This is a genomic window from Pseudomonas sp. 3JA (genome assembly GCF_036961705.1).
Taxonomy (GTDB): Bacteria; Pseudomonadota; Gammaproteobacteria; order Pseudomonadales; family Pseudomonadaceae; genus Aquipseudomonas; species Aquipseudomonas fluorescens_Q.
Genome location: NZ_JBAMDJ010000032.1, coordinates 26,004 through 43,736, shown reverse-complemented (window position 1 = coordinate 43,736; position 17,733 = coordinate 26,004). Strand labels below are relative to the sequence as shown.

Below are 17,733 nucleotides of genomic sequence, written 5' to 3'. Positions count from 1 at the left end.
TCTTGAAGCCAGTTCTATCCTTGCTCAGCCGCTATGCCCTGACTCTTTGCCTCGTTGCTGGCGCCACGCTCATTGCGCTGGGGGCGTGGAACCATCACGAGCGAACGCCCTGGACTCGCGACGGGCGAGTGAGCGCGGATGTCGTGCAAATCGCACCGGAAGTCTCCGGCACTGTCAGTGCCGTCCCGATTGTTGATAACCAGTATGTTCATCGGGGTGACGTTCTGTATGTGATCGACCCGCAACGGTACCGGCTCGCCTTGGCGGCGGCCGAAGCCGACGTCGAAGCCAAGCGTCAGGATAGGCTCGTTCGCCAAGCGGCGGCGCGGCGGCGCGGCCAACTGCGCGATATCGTGTCCCAAGAAGATGTTCAGCAAACAGGAGGCGCGGCCGCAGTGGCGAGCGCCACCTATCAAGCAGCGCTAGCGGCTCTGGACCTCGCCAAACTCAATCTCGCCCGCTCTACGATCCGCTCGCCGGTCGATGGCTATGTCACTAATCTGAGGTTGCGCCCGGGTGACTATGCGACGGCCGGTTCGGCAACGGTTGCTGTCCTCGACGCGGCGAGTTTCTGGGTTACTGGTTATTTCGAGGAGACGAAGATCCGGCAGATCCGCGTCGGCAAGCCGGCGCGGATCATGCTGATGGGCTTTGCTCAGCCTGTGTCGGGGCATGTCGAAAGCATCGGACGGGGTATCGAGAACAGTAACGATTCGCCTGGTCATCTCGGCCTGCCAAATGTGGCGGCGACATTTAGCTGGGTGCGTCTTGCGCAGCGGATCCCGGTTCGCATCCATATCAATAGAGTGCCAGCAGGCGTTGAATTGGCCGCAGGCATGACAGCGAGTGTTGAGATCATCCCGTCAGCTCGGCATCCAGTGTCGATTCCTTCGCAGGCCTCAAGGCAGCTTGACTGATCCCTGACATCAAGAGAGAAACGTTGTGCGGATTGCGGAAGTTTCTGTACATCTACATCAGCAAGACACAAATCCAATCCGACCCGCCGCACCTCCTTACCGTAAAGCTGCATTGAGCATTCGAGATCAGCAGTGCCTGATGCAGGTCGCACCGATCAAGGTGAGCGGTGGGGCCGGCCGATAGTGTTTCAGAAACTTCGGCCCGCGCCGACTCAGGTGGTGTCGGCTACAGTTCCTTGTAATCACAGGAATGTATCACGACCGCCACGGAATATTGATCATGACGAAACGCCCTCCGTTCCAATCGCTTGGCTGCGCCGAATGCCGCAACCACGAGGCGTTGGGGTTTGATTTCACTATGGCCTTCCAGCCTATTTTCAACGTCCGGACACACGCTGCGTTTGCTTATGAGGCATTGGTCAGAGGCGTCAATGGCGAATCGGCTGGCCACATCCTGGGGCTCGTGAACGACAGCAACCGCTACCGATTCGACCAGGCCTGCCGGGTGAAAGCCATCGAGGAAGCCGCAAGGCTGGGCCTGTTGGAGATTCCCGATTGCTTGCTGAGCATCAATTTCCTGCCCAACGCCGTATACCGGCCGCAGACATGTATCCGGGCCACCCTGGAAGCAGCACGCCTGACCCATTTTCCGCCAGAGAGGCTCATGTTCGAAGTGACCGAAGGCGAGAAGGTGGTAGACCCTGAGCACCTCAAGTCGATTTTCGTGGAGTACGAGCGCCAAGGTTTCATGACCGCTGTCGACGATTTTGGCGCGGGCTATTCGGGCCTTAACCTGCTGGCCATGTTCCAACCGCAGGTGCTGAAGATTGACATGGCACTGACCCGAGGCATCGATCAAGATTCGGTCAAACAAGCGATCGTCGAAGGCATCATCCTGGTCGCCAGGCGCTTGGATATCCTGGTCATCGCCGAAGGTGTCGAGACGCGTGAAGAAAGCTCGACGCTTCTAGGCATGGGGATCGAGCTGATGCAGGGATACTTGTATGCAAGGCCCGAGGTCGGTCATCTCCCGGCTGGATGCTTTGACTTGGGTTGACGTGTGCAGCGGATCCAGGATGTCCTGGGGCCGCTGGTCATCGACATGCTCTCGACGGGGACACCCGTGGTTCTCGATTTTCCTGCCAACACTCCAGCAGATCGTCATTGGCTACGCAGCCTGGCTGACGCTGCGAAAGTCCCTCACCGTGTTCACTACGTTGAGGTGGACGACGACACCTGCCGTCGCAGGCTGCACCACAGGAATGCCCGTGGCGAGCATGACTTCGCAGCCACTGATGCTGAATTCGACCTGATCACGAGCTACTTTCGTGCACCCGACCAGGCGGAAGGGCTGGATGTTGTCATACACCGAGTTTGATCTGTTGAACATGTCGGGGCATTAAAGGTGGGTTTGCAGCTCGCGAAATACAGGGCATCGAATCCATAGGTTCGCTACGGCAGGCGTGCTTCACGATGCCATCCAGTTATCCAAGAAATCCGTGAGTATGTCTGTGGATAACCGAGCTGATGCCCGATAGGCAGGGCGTTTTAACGGGCGCTCAAAAAATGTACAGGCAGGTTGGCATCACCCTCCCGCCATAGGCCATTCAATCCTGCTAAACGTGGACTGCGTTATGACGGCGTGTTCTGCGCTTCTCGGAAAGGGCTCGGGTGCGTTGTGAGGCACTCAGTTGGCTGAAATCCTTCCATGGCCGCGCGCGAAGCGGGCACGTTGAGACTATGCTCATTGCCACTGCAGGCAATGTACTGTTTTCACTGGTCACCCACTAAGGAAAGGAGTCTGTATGTGTCTGATTATTCGTGCCTGGTTCTATTATCTCAATGGTCGAATGCGCAGTCTGGTAACGCGTGTCCATCGGCGTATTTCGAACACTCACCAAATCTTCTGGCGCTTCGCCGGCTGCGTGACTGGGCTGGCGCTGGTTGCTGTCAATCCAGCCCACGCTGCCGACGGTGGCATCGCCGGCGGCCCTACCGCGAGCTATAGCATTGCCTTCAGCAACTCCTACGCGGGCAGCGATTTCCGCAAGGTGATGGTGCGCAACTGGCAGGAGATTGCGGTCCAGGCGCAAAAGGATGGCTTGATCCGCGAGGCTCCGGTGGTCAGTGCCAATAACTCGGCCTCGGAACAAGCGGCTCATATCCAGGACATGATCGTCAAGGGTGCCAACGCCATCGTCATCCTGGCCGCGTCCGACACGGCCCTCAACGGCGTGATCCGCGATGCTTGCAACGCCGGCATCGTGGTGGTCGTCATGGCCAGCCTGGTCACCGAACCCTGCGTCTATACCGTGGACTACAACTGGTCCGCCATGGGCCGCGTGGAAATGGACTATATCGCCGGGCGCCTCAAGGGGAACGGAACGCTGCTGGAGATTCGCGGCATTGCCGGCGATGCCACCGATAAAAACATCAGCGACGGCATCCGCAAGGCCGCTAGCGACTATCCGGGCCTGAAGTTCGCCAAGACGGTATACGGGAATTGGACAGCTTCTGTCGCACGCAAGGAGGTGGCGTTGGCGCTGCCGTCGCTGCCCAGCATTGATGCCGTCGCGACGCAGGGGGGCGACGGTTATGGCGCGGCCATGGCCTTCAAGGCGGCGGGACGCCCTCTGCCAATCATCGTGATGGGGAACCGTCAGGACGAACTCGCCCTGTGGAAACAGGAGCGCGATGCGAATGGCTACGAGACCGTCTCTGTCTCCGCTTCCCCGAGCGTCTCCCAGGTGGGTTTCTGGGTCGCCCAGCAGATTCTGGCGGGCAAGCAGGTGCCGAAGTTCGTCGAAGTGCCGCTGGTGCGTATCGATGGGAAAGACCTGGATGCCTGGCTCGCCACCATGCCGGTGGGCGGCGCCGCCAATCCTTCCTATGACCAGGCTTCCGTTGCGGCGATGATCGACGCGGCCATCAGCAATACGGCGCCGCCGACGCCTTTGCCGGAGGTGACGAAGCCGTAGTGGCAGGCGTGGAGCGGGGAGGCGAGGCGCCATGTTGACATTCAAATCCTCCACGGACAGGCCCATTGCCGTCAGGATTGGCCTGGCGGTCGCCGCGCTGGTGTTCCTGATGCTGGTGGTATCGCTCGTGAACCTCTATGGCCTGCGAGGCATGGTCCGTGCGGTGGATTCCGCCAGCCATTCCGCGGAAATTCTGGCCTCGGTCAACGGGGCCACCGGGCGGGTGGAAAACTTCATCGCCACCCGCGACCAGGAAAGCCTGTCCCAGGCCGAAGGTATGGTGGCGACGGCGATCGCCGGCCTCACCGCCATTCCGGTGGCAGAGGCGCAATCGCTCAAGGGCAGTCTGGAAAGGCTCGCCGCGGCAATCGCCGCCTTGCGCGCGGCGACCCTGACCATGGATGGCGAAACGGAGAACATGACAGCCCACTACGGGCGGATGCGAGAGGCGACGATCCTCGTCGAACAGGGCATCGCTGATGGGATGAAGGGGCTTGAGTCCCGCACCGCTGAGCACGAGGCGCGGGTGAGCAACATCGAAAGCGCCCATCGCATCCTGGATATCCTGCGCAACGGCGAACGGATCATCACCGCTAACGTGGCCAGGATGCTGGTGACCGGTGACGGGACGGCTGCCACTGCGGCACGGAACGCCAGCGCGGCACTCCGCCCCGTGGTCGAACAATTGCGCGAGTTGATGGGGGCACCGCAGGAAAGAGAGGCTCTAGGTCAGTTGGCCACGGCGCTCGACGCTGCCGGCGTGGCGGTCGAGCATCTTGGCGAAGCACCCAAGCTCCGGGGAGGCGAGGCTTTGCGGTATCTCGCCGCCGTCGGGGATACGGTCGAGCGCCTCGAGGCAATGTTGGGGGAAGTGGAAGGGCACGTTGCCCATGACGCCAGCGACATTCAGGCAGCAACCGGTTTACTGCGAAATGCCGCCGCGTTGTCCAAGCGTTTCGCCGAGCGTGTGGCCACCCTGGAGGCGCAGACCTTGTCGTTTCGCCTGTCACCGTCGGCCGAGGTCGCCGGCTCGGTCGGTGAGATCCTGGCCGAACTTTCCCGTCTCGCGCGCGTTCTCCCTTCGTCCGGGGGACCGCAAGCCAAGGCTACGCCCCTGACGGTCAGCGATCAGATCGCCGGCTACCGGGCGGCATTCGCCCGGTTCCGTCAGGCGAGCGACGCCTTGAGCGACGCGCGCGACCAGGTTCGCAACGAGGCACGAAGCGCCGGCCTGTTGGTGGCGCGTTTCGCAGGCCAGGCGCGCTCCGATGCCTTGGTCCACAATGATCGCGGCATGCTTGCGACGATCGTTGCGGGTACCGTCGCCATCCTGCTGGCCGGCGCCATCGCCTGGAGCACGTCGCGATTCATCGCCCAGCCCATCGTGGCCCTGGCCTCGGTCATGCGCCGGCTGGCGGCTGGCGACCTGAACGCCGAGATCGCCAGCGCCGAACGGGGCGACGAGATTGGCATCATGACCCGCGCCGTACGGGTGTTCCAGGAGAATGCCCTGCGCATCCGGGTGTTGGAGGCCGAGGCCGAAGCCGAACGACAGCAAGTCCAGGCCTCATTGGAAAGAATGGTCGCCGAACGGACCGACGCGCTGCACCACCAGACCGAGGTGCTGGAGGCGCAGGCCATCGAACTGATTCAGGCGCGCAACCAGGCCGAGACGGCTAACCAGGCAAAGAGCGATTTCGTGGCCACGGTCAGCCACGAACTGCGCACCCCCCTGACCCTCATTCTCGCTCCGTTGGAGCAACTCAGGGCGGCGACCACCCCGCCGGCGGACTGGCATGTGCAAGTCGACCGCGCCCAACGCAACGCGCTGCGCTTGATGAACCGGGTGAACGACATCCTCGATTTCTCCAAGGCCGAAGCGGGCAAGTTCGAGTTGTGTCCGATGCCCGTGGACTTGAACAAGACAGTGGGTGTGCTGGCCGAGGATGCCGCCATGGTGGCTGAGGGCAAAGGCTGCACCTTGACCTGCAGCATCGATCCCGCGCTCGGCACGGTGTTCCTGGACCCCCGGCACTTCGAGAAGATTCTCCTCAATCTGGTGAGCAATGCCATCAAGTTCACGCCCGCTGGCGGCACCGTGCACGTGGCAGTGACCGCGATTGATGGCGAGCGATTCGAGCTCGCGGTGCAAGACTCCGGGATTGGCATTGCGCCTGACAAACTGCCGTTGCTGTTCCAGCGTTTTTCCCAGATCGACAATTCCGCCACGCGCCATTACAGCGGCACCGGCATCGGTCTCGCCCTGGTCAAGGATCTAGTCAAACTGATGGGGGGCGAAGTCGGCGTGAATAGCGAGCCCGGACGGGGTTCGTGCTTCTTTGTTCGACTTCCGCTGGGGGCCGAGCAAGACACTGTACCGGCCGAAACCAGCAATATGCACGAGCGATCGTCACCGAGCACAGCAAGCACAGCCGAGCAGCGCCACCTGCGTTTCGACGACGGCCGCCATGGCAGTCGCAATGACCGGGCGCCGATGGAAGACGCGGTCGAGCAGCACTCGGAACACGCCTTGCGATCCAAAGTGCTCGTGGTAGACGACAGCCCGGAAATGCTTAGTTATCTGCGCGAGCTGTTGTGCGACGACTACAGCGTCGCCACCGCAACTGATGGAGAGCAGGCCTGGGCACTCCTGCAGCGTCGGCCCATCGATGTCGTCGTCTCGGATGTGATGATGCCGAAGCTCGACGGCTTTGGCTTGACGGCCAGAATCAAGGCCAGCGCCGGTTTCGCCCATTTGCCCGTGATCCTGGTGACCGCCCGCGGCGGTAGCGAGGCTTGCGTCTCCGGGCTGGAGAGTGGCGCCGATGACTATATCGCCAAACCCTTCTCGCCGTTGGAGCTCAAGGCTCGCGTACGCGCGGCGCTACGCATGGGCCAGGTGCAAACCGAACTGAATGCTAAATCTCGTCAGGCGGGCATGGCCGAAATCGCCACGACTGTGCTGCACAACGTCGGCAACGTCCTCAACAGCGTGAACGTATCGGCAGAACTGGTCAGCAGCCAGATGCGCACCTCCAAAGCCCTGGGGCTGGGCAAGGTGGCTCAAATGCTGAGCGAACACGTCCATGACCTGAGCGATTTTCTCACCAGAGACCACAAAGGAAAGATGCTGCCCGACTACCTGCTCAGGTTGGCGAAAGTGGTGACGGAGGAGCAACAGGGCATCATCGAAGAACTTGGGCAACTCACCAAGGGCATTGACCACATCAAAACCATTGTCGCTGCCCAGCAGTCCTATGCCGTCGCCGTCAGTATTGTCGAGACAGTGCCGGTCGCCGAGTTAATCGACGATGCCTTGCGCATGAGTGCTGGATTACTGGCGCGCCAGGAGGTGACGATGGTCAAGAACATTGCCGACTTGCCCCTGCTGGCGCTGGATCGGCACCGGGTGCTGCTGATTCTGGTGAACCTGATCGGCAATGCCAAGCAGGCGTTGGACGGCGTGATCGATCGCAGCCCATGCGTCACGTTCAGCGTGTCCCTCGTTGACGGGGCAGTATTGCGTATCACGGTGGCCGACAACGGCAATGGGATTGCGCCTGAGCACCTGAAGCGTATTTTTACCCATGGCTTCACGACGCGCAAAGACGGTCACGGTTTTGGCCTGCACAGCTGCGCGCTGGCCGCGCAGGAAATGGGTGGCAGCTTGACCGTGCACAGCGACGGGGTTGGACAGGGCGCAACCTTTACCCTCGATATTCCTCTTGATGCTTCGCTGAGTAAGCAATGAATACCTACCCGGCCTGACTGGCGCCTCAAAGGGGAATGTGGGTGGTCGACAAGACCTGGCGCAACCCCATGAACGAGCGAATCTGGCGAACCCCGGGCAGGTAAAGCAGTTGCTCCGCGTGGAGCCGGTTGAAGCTGTTGCTGTCCTTGGTTCGTATCAACATGAAGTAGTCGAACTCCCCGGTCACCACATGGCATTCCATGCAGCCGGACACTTTTTGCGCGGCCGCCTCGAATGCGGCGAAGGACTCCGGTGTGGAACGGTCCAGCACCACGCCGATCAAGACCACCATCCCCGCATCCAGCGCTTCATTGTCCAGCAATGCGACGATGTGCTTGATCAGGCCGGCCTGCTTGAGCCGTTCGACGCGTCGCAGGCAGGCTGGCGCGCTCAGTTTGACCTTCTCTGCCAGCGCCACATTGGAGATGGAGGCATCTCGCTGCAGGGCCTTGAGAATGGCGCGGTCGGTTCGATCCAGCGGCTGCGGCGTCGAGGCTGTTTCGGTCGGCTTCTTGCGAGTATTTATTGCGCTCATATGTATTTCTACGAAGTAAAAGTATGTTTGATGGTTTTTGCTGAAAATTATGTTTCTTTAATCGATAATAATTTGCAATACATATTTTTCGATTTCTTCTTAGTATTGAACTCATCGAAGCCCCCGTGAAAGAGCCTGGAATGCAGCCCTTTGCTTCTCGGCCTGGCGCTTGGATATTCAATAATCGAGGAGCAGAGTCATGAACCTGAATCGTTTTAAACGTTATCCGTTGACCTTCGGTCCTTCTCCCATCACGCCCTTGAAGCGTCTCAGTGAACACCTGGGTGGCAAGGTCGAGCTGTATGCCAAGCGTGAAGATTGCAACAGTGGCCTGGCTTTCGGAGGGAACAAGACCCGCAAGCTCGAGTACCTGATTCCCGAAGCGATCGAGCAAGGCTGCGATACGCTGGTCTCCATCGGCGGCATCCAGTCGAACCAGACCCGCCAGGTCGCTGCCGTCGCTGCCCACTTGGGCATGAAGTGTGTGCTGGTGCAGGAAAACTGGGTGAATTATTCCGACGCGGTGTATGACCGGGTGGGCAACATCGAGATGTCGCGCATCATGGGGGCTGACGTACGACTGGACGCGGCAGGTTTCGATATTGGTATCCGGCCAAGTTGGGAAAAGGCCATGAGCGATGTCGTGGAGCAGGGTGGCAAGCCGTTCCCGATCCCGGCGGGTTGTTCCGAGCATCCCTATGGCGGCCTCGGGTTCGTCGGCTTTGCCGAGGAAGTGCGCGAGCAGGAAAAACAACTGGGCTTCACGTTCGACTACATCGTGGTCTGTTCCGTGACCGGCAGTACCCAGGCCGGCATGGTCGTCGGTTTCGCCGCGGACGGCCGCTCGAAGAACGTGATCGGCATCGATGCCTCGGCCAAGCCAGAGAAAACCAAGGCCCAGATTCTGCGTATCGCCCGGCATACCGCAGAACTGGTGGAGTTGGGCCGCGAAATTACCGAAGAGGACGTGGTGCTCGATACGCGGTTTGCCTATCCGGAATACGGTTTGCCTAACGACGGCACGCTGGAAGCGATTCGCCTGTGCGGCAGCCTGGAAGGTGTGCTGACCGATCCGGTGTACGAAGGAAAATCCATGCACGGGATGATTGAAATGGTCCGCCGTGGCGAGTTCCCCGAAGGCTCGAAAGTGCTTTACGCGCACTTGGGCGGGGCGCCGGCGCTGAATGCCTACAGCTTCCTGTTCCGCAACGGCTGATTCACGCCATTGACCTGTAGGCGAGCGCTTGCTCACGAGGCGGTGGCTTAGTCGGCATCAATGTTGAATGTCAGGATCGCCGCTCGGAGCAAGCCGCTGCAACCCAACCGCCGGGAGTACCGCCATGCATGGGATATCGCAATCCGCAGTCTGGATCAAGGAGCCTTCGGCGGATGCCGGAGTGGTCATCGTGACCAGCGCCGCGTTACCCAAATACATGATCGACAAGCTGCACGTGACGATAGATGACTGGGACCAGGTGGCTTATCTGGCCGTCACGCAATCCGAGGCGTTGTTGGTCGACTGGTTGCGGGTCGGGTCCAGTCCGGAGCCGTCTACCGGGGGCGACGCGTGTTATGCCCGCCAACTGTTGCGCTGCGTCCCACACGGCAGCTTTTTACTGGAAGTCGGTACGGTGCCTGGCCTGACCTGGCTGGGATCCGTCTGCGGCCATCCGCTGCGCGTCCTCGAACTGGGAACGATAGCCTCATCCACTGCGGCGATGGATCGACAGGTGGAAGAAGTGTTATCGGCGACCCGGAGCCTGGCCAAAAGCGTGCTGCAGGCGCGTGGCGTCATTTAACCCAGTCCTCGTCAATTCGCCAGTTGAAACCAGAAAGGCAACGCTTATGAGCCGAACCGCCGAGGGTCGTATCCATGCAATGAAGTGGATGCGCGAGCCTTCCAGTTGTACGCGTATCGTGGTCATCGTGAGCGGACTCGATAGCGACCATATCGCTTTGATCCATCAGGGGTTCAGCTGTTTTGACAATGTTGCGCTGATCCATGTCGATACGGTGAATACCGTGAATGGCAAGCTGGTTGGCGTGCAAGTGGCCAAGAGTGACTACTGTTTTGTGGTGCTCGGTGAACTGGATGAGCGCTTCTTGCACGACCTTTCCATTGATCAGCCATGCCTCTATCCGGTCGCACCAGACGAGGCGGCCGAGCGCTTCGTCATTGCCGCGGTAGAGCAAGTCAAAAGCCTCGCCCGAGGAAGCCATTCGCGCCACCTCGAAGCGATACCCGACACCAGCAGGAGTTGCCTATGAACCTGTCCAATCCCCATGCCCAGTGGCCGGCCCGGGCTGTCGAGGATGAAGAAATGGCCGAGTGGCGTGAGGCCTTGCTGTCGGTCGCCGCCCACGGCGGCACGGGCCGGGCCAAACAGATCCTCGACATGCTGCTGGCTGTTGCTAGCACTTCGGGCATCGGCTGGCGACCCAGCCATGGCACCCCTTACATCAATACCATTAGCGTTGAGCAGCAACCGGTGTTTCCCGGGGATCTGGCCATGGAGGAGCGTCTGGCATCGATCATGCGCTGGAATGCCCTGGCGATGGTTGCCCGGGCCAATCACGCCTATGGCGAATTGGGCGGACACATCGCCAGTTATGCCAGTGCGGCGGATTTGTTTGAAGTGGGCTTCAATCACTTCTTCAAGGCGCGCACCCCAACCGGCGGCGGTGATCTGGTGTTCTACCAACCTCACTCGGCGCCAGGCGTCTATGCCCGGGCTTTCCTTGAGGGACGCCTGGAAGAAAAGGATCTGCAGCACTATCGACAAGAGATCGGCGCACGCGCCAATGGCGCCCGGGGGTTGTCGAGTTATCCGCATCCCTGGTTGATGCCGGACTTCTGGCAGTTCCCGACGGGCTCCATGGGGATCGGTCCGATCAGCTCGATCTACCAGGCGCGTTTCATGCGTTACCTGGAGCACCGCGGCCTGCAAAAGACCTCGGGGCGCACCGTCTGGGGCGTGTTTGGCGACGGTGAAATGGATGAGCCGGAAAGCATGTCGGCGCTGACCCTGGCGGCGCGCGAAGGGCTGGATAACCTGGTCTGGGTGGTCAACTGCAACCTCCAGCGCCTGGACGGCCCGGTGCGTGGCAACGGTCGCATCATCGACGAGCTCGAGGCGTTGTTCGGCGGTGCGGGCTGGAACGTGATCAAGCTGGTCTGGGGTTCCGACTGGGACAGATTGTTTGCCCGGGATAAGGACGGCGCGTTGGTCCGGGCCTTGTCGGCCACGGTCGATGGCCAGTTCCAGACGTTCGCGGCCAAGGATGGGCGCTTCAACCGTGAGCATTTCTTCGGCCAGGACGAAGCCCTGGCGCATTTGGCCGAAGGCCTGACGGACGAGCAGATCGACCGCCTCAAACGCGGTGGTCATGACCTGGTGAAGATCTTTGCCGCGTATCAAAGCGCAATGCTCGAGGGCAAGAAACCGACGGTCATCCTGGCCCAGACCAAGAAAGGCTTCGGCATGGGTGACGCCGGGCAGGGCAAGATGACCGTGCACCAGCAGAAGAAACTCGACAGTGAGGCGTTGATCGCGTTCCGCAACCGTTTCAACCTGCCATTGACCGATGAACAGGCCACCTCGCTGAGCTTCTTCAAGCCGAGCGACGACAGCGCGGAAATGCGTTATCTGCATGCACGGCGCCGGGCATTGGGTGGCTACCTGCCTGCGCGATCTTCGGTCTGCGCGTCATTGGCCGTGCCCGACGTAAACAGCTACGCCGGGTTTGCCATCGCCGCCCAAGGCAAGGAAATGTCCACCACCATGGCCTTCGTGCGGATGCTCAGCGGCTTGCTCCGGGACAAGCAACTGGGGCCGCGCATCGTGCCGATCGTGGCGGATGAAGCGCGTACCTTCGGCATGGCCAGCCTGTTCAAGCAGATCGGCATCTACTCCAGCGTGGGGCAGCGTTACGAGCCGGAAGACATCGGTTCGATCCTCAGTTATCGAGAAGCCCTGGACGGGCAGATTCTCGAAGAGGGCATCAGCGAGGCGGGGGCGATCAGTTCCTGGGTGGCAGCGGCGACCAGCTATTCGGTGCATGGCTTGCCGATGCTACCGTTCTACATCTATTACTCGATGTTCGGCTTCCAGCGCATCGGTGACCTGATCTGGGCGGCGGCGGATCAACGGGCTCGTGGTTTTCTGCTGGGCGCTACTGCAGGCCGCACGACATTGGGTGGTGAAGGTCTGCAGCACCAGGACGGCAACAGTCATCTGATGGCGGCGATGGTGCCCAATTGTCGGGCTTACGATCCGGCATTCGCCGGCGAGTTCGCGGTGATCCTGGATCACGGCATGCGCCAGATGCTGGAGCGCCAGGTCGACGAGTTTTACTACGTCACCTTGATGAACGAGAACTACCCGCAGCCCACCCTTCCTGAAGGTGTCGAACAGGCCATTATCCAGGGCATGTACCTGTTTGCCCGGCATGAAGTCGAGGATGCGCGTGGGCGTGTCCGGTTGTTGGGTTCCGGCGCCATCCTGCGCGAAGTGATTGCCGCCGCCGAGTTGCTGGCGAGCGATTGGGGGATCGCCAGCCAGGTCTGGAGCGTTACCAGCTTCACCGAGTTGGCCCGGGATGCGCGTGAAGTGGAGCGCTGGAATCGACTGCATCCCGGGCAACCCGCCAAATGCAGTCATGTCCAGGAATGCCTCCACGACTCGACGCCGATCATTGCCTGTACCGATTACGTGCGCGCCTTGCCCCAGTTGATCGCCAGTTATCTCGATGGCCATTACACCGTACTCGGCACCGACGGGTTTGGCCGCAGCGATACCCGCAGCCAACTGCGCAGGTTCTTCGAAGTGGACCGCCACCAGATCGTCCTCAGTGTGCTGACCTCGCTGGTGCATGAGGGGCGTCTGGACGCCAATGTCTGTGCCGAGGCCATTGAACGCTACGCCATTGACGTTGACGCCGTGGCCCCTTGGGAGGCTTGAAGCCGGGCCATCAACCGCTTTCACCGACAGCCAGGATGGTCGCCACCAACGCCTGGGCGCGAGGCACCAGTGTGTCCAGCTCCAGGTATTCACGATCAGTGTGGACCTTGCCCCCCACCGGCCCGAGGCCACACAGGGTCGGAATGCCCAGGCTGGCGGTGAATCCGGAGTCGGCACAACCGCCGGTGAACTCGCCTTCGACGCTGAAACCCAGCGCCAGGGCTTTTTGTTGGTAGATGTGCAGCAATCGTTCGCTGTGACGGGCTTCCATCGGTAGAAAGGTGGTCGCTTCCTTGAGGATGGCGTGGGTGCCGATCAGTTCTTCTTCGGCGACGATGGCCAGGATTGCGCTAAGGATTTGATCCCAGTGCTTGAGTTCGATGAAGCGCACGTCCAGTCGCGCGCAGGCGCTAGGCGCGACGGTGTTGCTGGACGTGCCTCCGGATATCAGGCCAACGTTAGTGGTGATGCCTGCCGAGTAATCGGTCAAGGCATGGAGCTTGACGATCTTGCGTGCCAGGGCCTCGATGGCGCTGGCGCCGTCGGCATGATTGACCCCGGCATGCGCCGCGCGCCCGCTGACTTCGATGATCAGCGTGGCGCCGCCTTTGCGGGCGCTGACCACGTTGCCGCTGGCCCGACCGGGTTCGGTATTGAGCACGGCGCGGGCGGCACGGGCGGCGTTTTCGATATGGGTTCTGGCGCTGCCGGAGCCGATTTCTTCGTCACCGGTGTACAGGACCTGCACCGGATAGGGCAACGCTCCGGCGCGCTTGAGTGCCTTGAGCGCGAAGCAATTGAGCACCAAGCCGCCTTTCATGTCGGCGACACCGGGGCCATAGGCGAGGTTGGTGTCGCGGCTGTAGCCGCGCGTCGTGGTGGTGCCTTTGGGGAACACCGTGTCGCGATGGCCCAGCAACAGCACTGGCTTGCCAGGTTCGCCCGGCACTTCGGCGAGTAGCACGTCGCCAAAACCCTCCACCGGCATGCGCTTGAGCAGGATGCCGTCGGCTTCCAGTTCAGCCGCGAGCAGCGCGCCCACGGCGTCGACGCCGGCCTTGTCGTAGCTGTTGGAGTCGGTGTCGACGATACGCTGCAGCAGCGCTTCCATGGCTGGGCGCTGGTCAGCCAGCCAGTCCAGCGCCTGTTGTGCAGTGGCATTCATTGCGCCTGCTCCCGCAACTGATGTTCCTGGGTCAGGCGTGCCGCGTCGTTGCCCAGGTCCCAGAACAGCCCGGCCATGATTTGCAGGCTTTCCTTGACCACCGGTGCCAGCAAGTGCTCGTTCGGCGCATGTTGTGAGCAGGCCGGGTACGAGTGCGGCACCCACAAGGTTGGCAGGCCGAGCACGTCGGCGAACACGTCGTTGGGCAGCGAGCCACCGAGGTTTGGCAGCAGCGCGGGTTTTTTGCCGGTGGTCTGTGCCAAGGAGCTGAGCGCCCAATTGACCCACGGGCTTTGCGGGTCCAGCCGAGTGGCATGCATCACCTCGACGTGGCTTTGCTTGACCTCGACATTGCTGAAACCATGGGTATCCAGGTGGGCGCGCACCGCCGGGATAAAGGTCGTGTAGTCACTGTTCACCACGAAGCGGATATGGCAGTGGGCGTTGGCCTTGCCGGGGATCGCATGCACGGGGGCGTCCGGGTTGCCGGTCTTGAAGGCGATGACGTCGAGGGTGTTCCAGCCGAACACTTTTTCGCTCAGCGAGAGCTCGGGGTTACCCCAGTTGGCGTCGATTTCCGGATCGCCCGGTCCGCCACCGACGTCAATATCGGCCAGCGCCTGGCGAACCGGCTCAGGCAGTGTCTCGGGCATCAGGCCCGCCACTTTCACCCGACCGTGTTCATCGACCATGCTCGCGATGGCATTGGCCAGGATGATGCCAGGGTTGGCCAGCAACCCGCCCCAATTGCCGGAGTGATGGGCGCCTTCGCGCAAATTGACCACCAGCTCGAAGTTGAACACCCCGCGTGAGCCGAGAAAAATCGTCGGTCGTGAGGCCGCCAGGCGCGGGCCGTCCGAGGCGATGAAAACATCCGCGGCGAGCTCTTTACTGTGCGCGGCACAGAATGCATTCAAGCCCGGCGAGCCTTCTTCTTCGCCCATTTCCAGCAGCAGTTTGACGTTGAAACCCAGCTTGCCGTCGCGAGCCTTGAGGGTTTGCTCCAGCGCGGTCAGGTTGATCAGGTGCTGGCCCTTGTTATCCGCCGTGCCGCGGCCGTACCAGCGATCGCCTTCGGCAATGACTTGCCACGGCGACAGGCCTTCACGCCATTGCGCGTCATAGCCGCGTACCACATCACCGTGACCATAGCTGAGCACGGTCGGCAGTTCCGGATGTTCAATGCGCGTGGCGATCATGAAGGGGCCGCGCTCTGCCACTGGGTTGTCATAGATCTTGACGCTGAAGCCCATCGCCTCGACATGCGGGGTAATGAAGTCATGGAGGTAGCGATACAACTCGGGCCGGCTGTCCGTTGCCTGGCTTTCGGTGTGCAAGGCGACGCTGCGTTCGAGCAGGTTGAAAAATGCGCCGTTATCGAATTGTTCGGTGGTGTTGCTGATGGCCAGTGAACGACTCATGAGTGGACAAGCTCCAGTGTTTGGGCGGGACTGTCGTGGAGGTGGCAACGCACGTTGCCGCCGATAATCGGATCATTGGCCGGGTAGGCCGTTTTGCAGGGGGCGAAGCAGCTCGGGCAGCGCGGGTGAAAAGCGCAACCGGAGGGCGGTGACATTGGATTGGGAAAGGTGCCGTGCAGGCCGATTTCGGGAATGCCCAGGCGCGGATCGGGCGTGAGCACCGAATCCAGCAAGGCGCGGGTGTAGGGGTGGCCGGGTTTGGCGAATAACGATTCGCGCGTACGTTCTTCGACGATGCGCCCCAGGTACATCACCGCGACCCGATCGGCGAGGTGTTCGATGACCGCCAGGTTATGGCTGATCAGCAGATAGGTCAGGCCGAATTCGCGCTTGAGGTCTTGCAGCAGGTTGAGAATCTGCGCCTGCACCGACACGTCCAGCGCCGAGGTGGGTTCGTCGCAGATCAACACGTCAGGACGCATGATCAACGCCCGGGCAATGGCCACCCGTTGCCGTTGGCCGCCGGACAGTTGGCTCGGATAGCTGTCGATGACCCGTTTGGGCAGGCCGACCACATCGAGCATCTCTTCAGTCTTCTTGCGCCGCTCGGCAGTACTGCCAATGTCGTGCACGATCAGCGGCAGGGTAATGATTTCGCGCAGTGTCTTGCGTGGGTTCAGCGAGGAATACGGGTCCTGGAATATCGGCTGGATGTGCCGGGCCATTGCCTTGCGATCCGTCGCTGCCAGATGTTTGCCATTGATTAGCACATCGCCGCTGGTTGGCGCCAACAGACCGAGCAATAGCTTTGCCAGGGTACTTTTTCCGCAACCGGACTCACCTACCAGACCGAGGGTCTCGCCACGCATCAGGCGCAGGGAAACACCATCCACGGCTTTCAGGGTGGCGGCGGGTTTGAAAAAGCCCTTGTTGATCCGAAACTCGCGACGGATGTCGCACAGCTCCAAGGCAATGTCTTTTTTCATGACCGAGCCCTCTCTTGAAGGCGTATCGGCGCCGGGGCCGGTGCGGCGAACAGGCAGCGCGCCATGTGGCCGTCCTGTTCGATTTCAGGGATGTTTTGCGCGCAGGCCGCTATCGCCTGGGCGCAACGATTGCGGAACGCACAACCTTGCTGTTCGCCCACCAGGCTCGGCACCAGCCCTGGAATCGAGCCCAGCGCCTCACCCGGTTTGGTCCGGCCAGGGATTGGAATACTGGCCAGCAGACCACGGGTGTACGGATGCTGCGGGTTCTCGAACAGTTGCAGGGCAGGGGCGGTTTCGACGATTTCCCCGGCATACATCACGGCGACCCGATCGGCGATCCGTGCCACCAGCCCAAGGTCGTGGGTGATGAAGATCACCGCCAGGCCGAGTTCTTTTTGAATGTCGCGGATCAAGCGCAGGATCTGCGCCTGGATGGTCACGTCCAGTGCCGTGGTGGGTTCATCGGCGATGATCAGGTCCGGCTCGCACATCAACGCCATGGCGATGATCACCCGCTGGCGCAAACCGCCAGACAGTTGATGCGGGTACTGGCGCAAGCGTTCGGCGGCGTTGCTGATACCGACTTTCTCCAGCATCTGCGCGGCGCGCGCCAGGGCATCCTTGCGTGACACCTTGCGATGCTGGGTCAGTACTTCGCTGAGCTGATCGCCAATGCTGTAGGCCGGGTTCAGCGAGGTCATCGGTTCCTGGAAAATCATCGCCAGACGGTTGCCGCGCAGGTCGCACATGCGCCGCTCGCTTTGGCCGAGCATGTCGATGCCGTCCAGCGTCAGCCGGGACGCGGTGCGTCTGGCCTTGCGTGGCAGCAGGTCCATCAGCGCCAGCGAGGTCAAGGATTTACCGCAGCCGGATTCGCCGACGATACACAGCATTTCACCGCGCTCGACTTCAAAATCCAGACCGCGCACGGCATGCAGCATGTCATCCGGCGTCGGGCTGTTGCCCATGGGGATGTCCACGCGCAGGTTTTCAACATGGAGTAGTGCCATGTCCGG

At 61.2% G+C, this 17,733-nt stretch carries 13 protein-coding genes and 3 pseudogenes; 11 read left to right on the top strand and 5 right to left on the bottom strand.

All coding sequences use genetic code 11. The features are described from left to right. Positions 1 to 2 precede the first annotated feature (2 nt). The 7 genes and pseudogenes from V7773_RS22415 (at position 3) to V7773_RS30560 (ending at position 7,646) form a co-directional block, all read left to right on the top strand. Entirely contained in the window at positions 3 to 917 is a 915-nt protein-coding gene (locus tag V7773_RS22415) for an HlyD family secretion protein (RefSeq protein ID WP_336075197.1), read from the top strand. A 280-nt stretch (positions 918 to 1,197) separates the two neighbouring features. Next, the gene (locus tag V7773_RS22410) at positions 1,198 to 1,974 is read left to right on the top strand and encodes an EAL domain-containing protein (protein WP_336075235.1); all 777 of its coding nucleotides are present in this window, start codon (positions 1,198 to 1,200) and stop codon (positions 1,972 to 1,974) included. Positions 1,975 to 1,983: 9 nt separating this feature from the next. Then, positions 1,984 to 2,295, top strand: a pseudogene (locus V7773_RS22405) (AAA family ATPase); the annotation flags it as partial. Positions 2,296 to 2,722: 427 nt separating this feature from the next. Beyond that, positions 2,723 to 3,895 carry an ABC transporter substrate-binding protein gene (locus tag V7773_RS22400; RefSeq protein WP_336075195.1) on the top strand — a complete coding sequence of 391 codons (1,173 nt, stop codon included), beginning with the start codon at positions 2,723 to 2,725 and terminating at the stop codon, positions 3,893 to 3,895. A 31-nt stretch (positions 3,896 to 3,926) separates the two neighbouring features. After that, positions 3,927 to 6,239, top strand: a pseudogene (locus V7773_RS30570) (ATP-binding protein); the annotation flags it as partial. 51 nt (positions 6,240 to 6,290) lie between these two features. After that, positions 6,291 to 6,785, top strand: a pseudogene (locus V7773_RS30565) (response regulator transcription factor); the annotation flags it as partial. Further along, complete coding sequence (locus V7773_RS30560) at positions 6,786 to 7,646, top strand: sensor histidine kinase (RefSeq protein WP_442963496.1); 861 nt, start codon at positions 6,786 to 6,788, stop codon at positions 7,644 to 7,646. A gap of 25 nt (positions 7,647 to 7,671) precedes the next feature. On the opposite strand, the gene V7773_RS22390 is transcribed toward V7773_RS30560, so the two are convergent. Further along, positions 7,672 to 8,181 carry an Lrp/AsnC family transcriptional regulator gene (locus V7773_RS22390; protein WP_063321819.1) on the bottom strand — a complete coding sequence of 170 codons (510 nt, stop codon included), beginning with the start codon at positions 8,179 to 8,181 and terminating at the stop codon, positions 7,672 to 7,674. Positions 8,182 to 8,380: 199 nt separating this feature from the next. On the opposite strand from V7773_RS22390, the gene V7773_RS22385 reads away from it, so the two are divergent. From V7773_RS22385 to mdeB, 4 genes are all read left to right on the top strand, one after another. Then, on the top strand, positions 8,381 to 9,397 hold the full coding sequence (locus V7773_RS22385; protein ID WP_072339314.1) for a 1-aminocyclopropane-1-carboxylate deaminase: 1,017 nt from the start codon (positions 8,381 to 8,383) through the stop codon (positions 9,395 to 9,397). A 124-nt stretch (positions 9,398 to 9,521) separates the two neighbouring features. After that, positions 9,522 to 9,980, top strand: a complete 459-nt coding sequence (locus V7773_RS22380) for a transketolase (RefSeq protein ID WP_092221658.1) — start codon at positions 9,522 to 9,524, stop codon at positions 9,978 to 9,980. 46 nt (positions 9,981 to 10,026) lie between these two features. After that, positions 10,027 to 10,449: a hypothetical protein gene (locus V7773_RS22375; RefSeq protein WP_336075188.1), complete on the top strand. Its 423-nt coding sequence runs from the start codon at positions 10,027 to 10,029 to the stop codon at positions 10,447 to 10,449. Beyond that, positions 10,446 to 13,142, top strand: coding sequence for an alpha-ketoglutarate dehydrogenase (mdeB, locus tag V7773_RS22370; protein ID WP_336075187.1), 2,697 nt, complete (start codon positions 10,446 to 10,448; stop codon positions 13,140 to 13,142). Before V7773_RS22375 ends, mdeB begins: the two co-directional genes overlap by 4 nt. Before the next feature lie 10 nt (positions 13,143 to 13,152). On the opposite strand, the gene V7773_RS22365 is transcribed toward mdeB, so the two are convergent. From V7773_RS22365 to V7773_RS22350, 4 genes are read right to left on the bottom strand one after another with little or no spacing between them, the layout of a single operon-like run. Beyond that, positions 13,153 to 14,307, bottom strand: a complete 1,155-nt coding sequence (locus V7773_RS22365) for a M20 family metallopeptidase (RefSeq protein ID WP_336075186.1) — start codon at positions 14,305 to 14,307, stop codon at positions 13,153 to 13,155. Then, positions 14,304 to 15,728 (bottom strand): M20 family metallopeptidase, encoded by a 1,425-nt coding sequence (locus V7773_RS22360; RefSeq protein WP_336075184.1) that lies wholly within the window; start codon positions 15,726 to 15,728, stop codon positions 14,304 to 14,306. The genes V7773_RS22365 and V7773_RS22360 overlap by 4 nt, the downstream gene beginning before the upstream one ends. Then, on the bottom strand, positions 15,725 to 16,714 hold the full coding sequence (locus V7773_RS22355; protein WP_336075182.1) for an ABC transporter ATP-binding protein: 990 nt from the start codon (positions 16,712 to 16,714) through the stop codon (positions 15,725 to 15,727). The genes V7773_RS22360 and V7773_RS22355 overlap by 4 nt, the downstream gene beginning before the upstream one ends. Beyond that, the gene (locus V7773_RS22350) at positions 16,711 to 17,727 is read right to left on the bottom strand and encodes an ABC transporter ATP-binding protein (protein WP_336075181.1); all 1,017 of its coding nucleotides are present in this window, start codon (positions 17,725 to 17,727) and stop codon (positions 16,711 to 16,713) included. The genes V7773_RS22355 and V7773_RS22350 overlap by 4 nt, the downstream gene beginning before the upstream one ends. Positions 17,728 to 17,733: the final 6 nt, after the last annotated feature.

Excerpts from the sequence above, each read along its gene's own strand:
- V7773_RS22400 (WP_336075195.1), top strand. The coding sequence starts at position 2,723 with ATGTGTCTGATTATTCGTGCCTGGTTCTATTATCTCAATGGTCGAATG.
- V7773_RS22350 (WP_336075181.1), bottom strand. The coding sequence starts at position 17,727 with ATGGCACTACTCCATGTTGAAAACCTGCGCGTGGACATCCCCATGGGC.
- V7773_RS30560 (WP_442963496.1), top strand. The coding sequence starts at position 6,786 with ATGGGCCAGGTGCAAACCGAACTGAATGCTAAATCTCGTCAGGCGGGC.
- V7773_RS22355 (WP_336075182.1), bottom strand. The coding sequence starts at position 16,714 with ATGAAAAAAGACATTGCCTTGGAGCTGTGCGACATCCGTCGCGAGTTT.
- V7773_RS22375 (WP_336075188.1), top strand. The coding sequence starts at position 10,027 with ATGAGCCGAACCGCCGAGGGTCGTATCCATGCAATGAAGTGGATGCGC.
- V7773_RS22385 (WP_072339314.1), top strand. The coding sequence starts at position 8,381 with ATGAACCTGAATCGTTTTAAACGTTATCCGTTGACCTTCGGTCCTTCT.
- V7773_RS22410 (WP_336075235.1), top strand. The coding sequence starts at position 1,198 with ATGACGAAACGCCCTCCGTTCCAATCGCTTGGCTGCGCCGAATGCCGC.
- V7773_RS22390 (WP_063321819.1), bottom strand. The coding sequence starts at position 8,181 with ATGAGCGCAATAAATACTCGCAAGAAGCCGACCGAAACAGCCTCGACG.
- V7773_RS22380 (WP_092221658.1), top strand. The coding sequence starts at position 9,522 with ATGCATGGGATATCGCAATCCGCAGTCTGGATCAAGGAGCCTTCGGCG.
- mdeB (WP_336075187.1), top strand. The coding sequence starts at position 10,446 with ATGAACCTGTCCAATCCCCATGCCCAGTGGCCGGCCCGGGCTGTCGAG.
- V7773_RS22365 (WP_336075186.1), bottom strand. The coding sequence starts at position 14,307 with ATGAATGCCACTGCACAACAGGCGCTGGACTGGCTGGCTGACCAGCGC.
- V7773_RS22360 (WP_336075184.1), bottom strand. The coding sequence starts at position 15,728 with ATGAGTCGTTCACTGGCCATCAGCAACACCACCGAACAATTCGATAAC.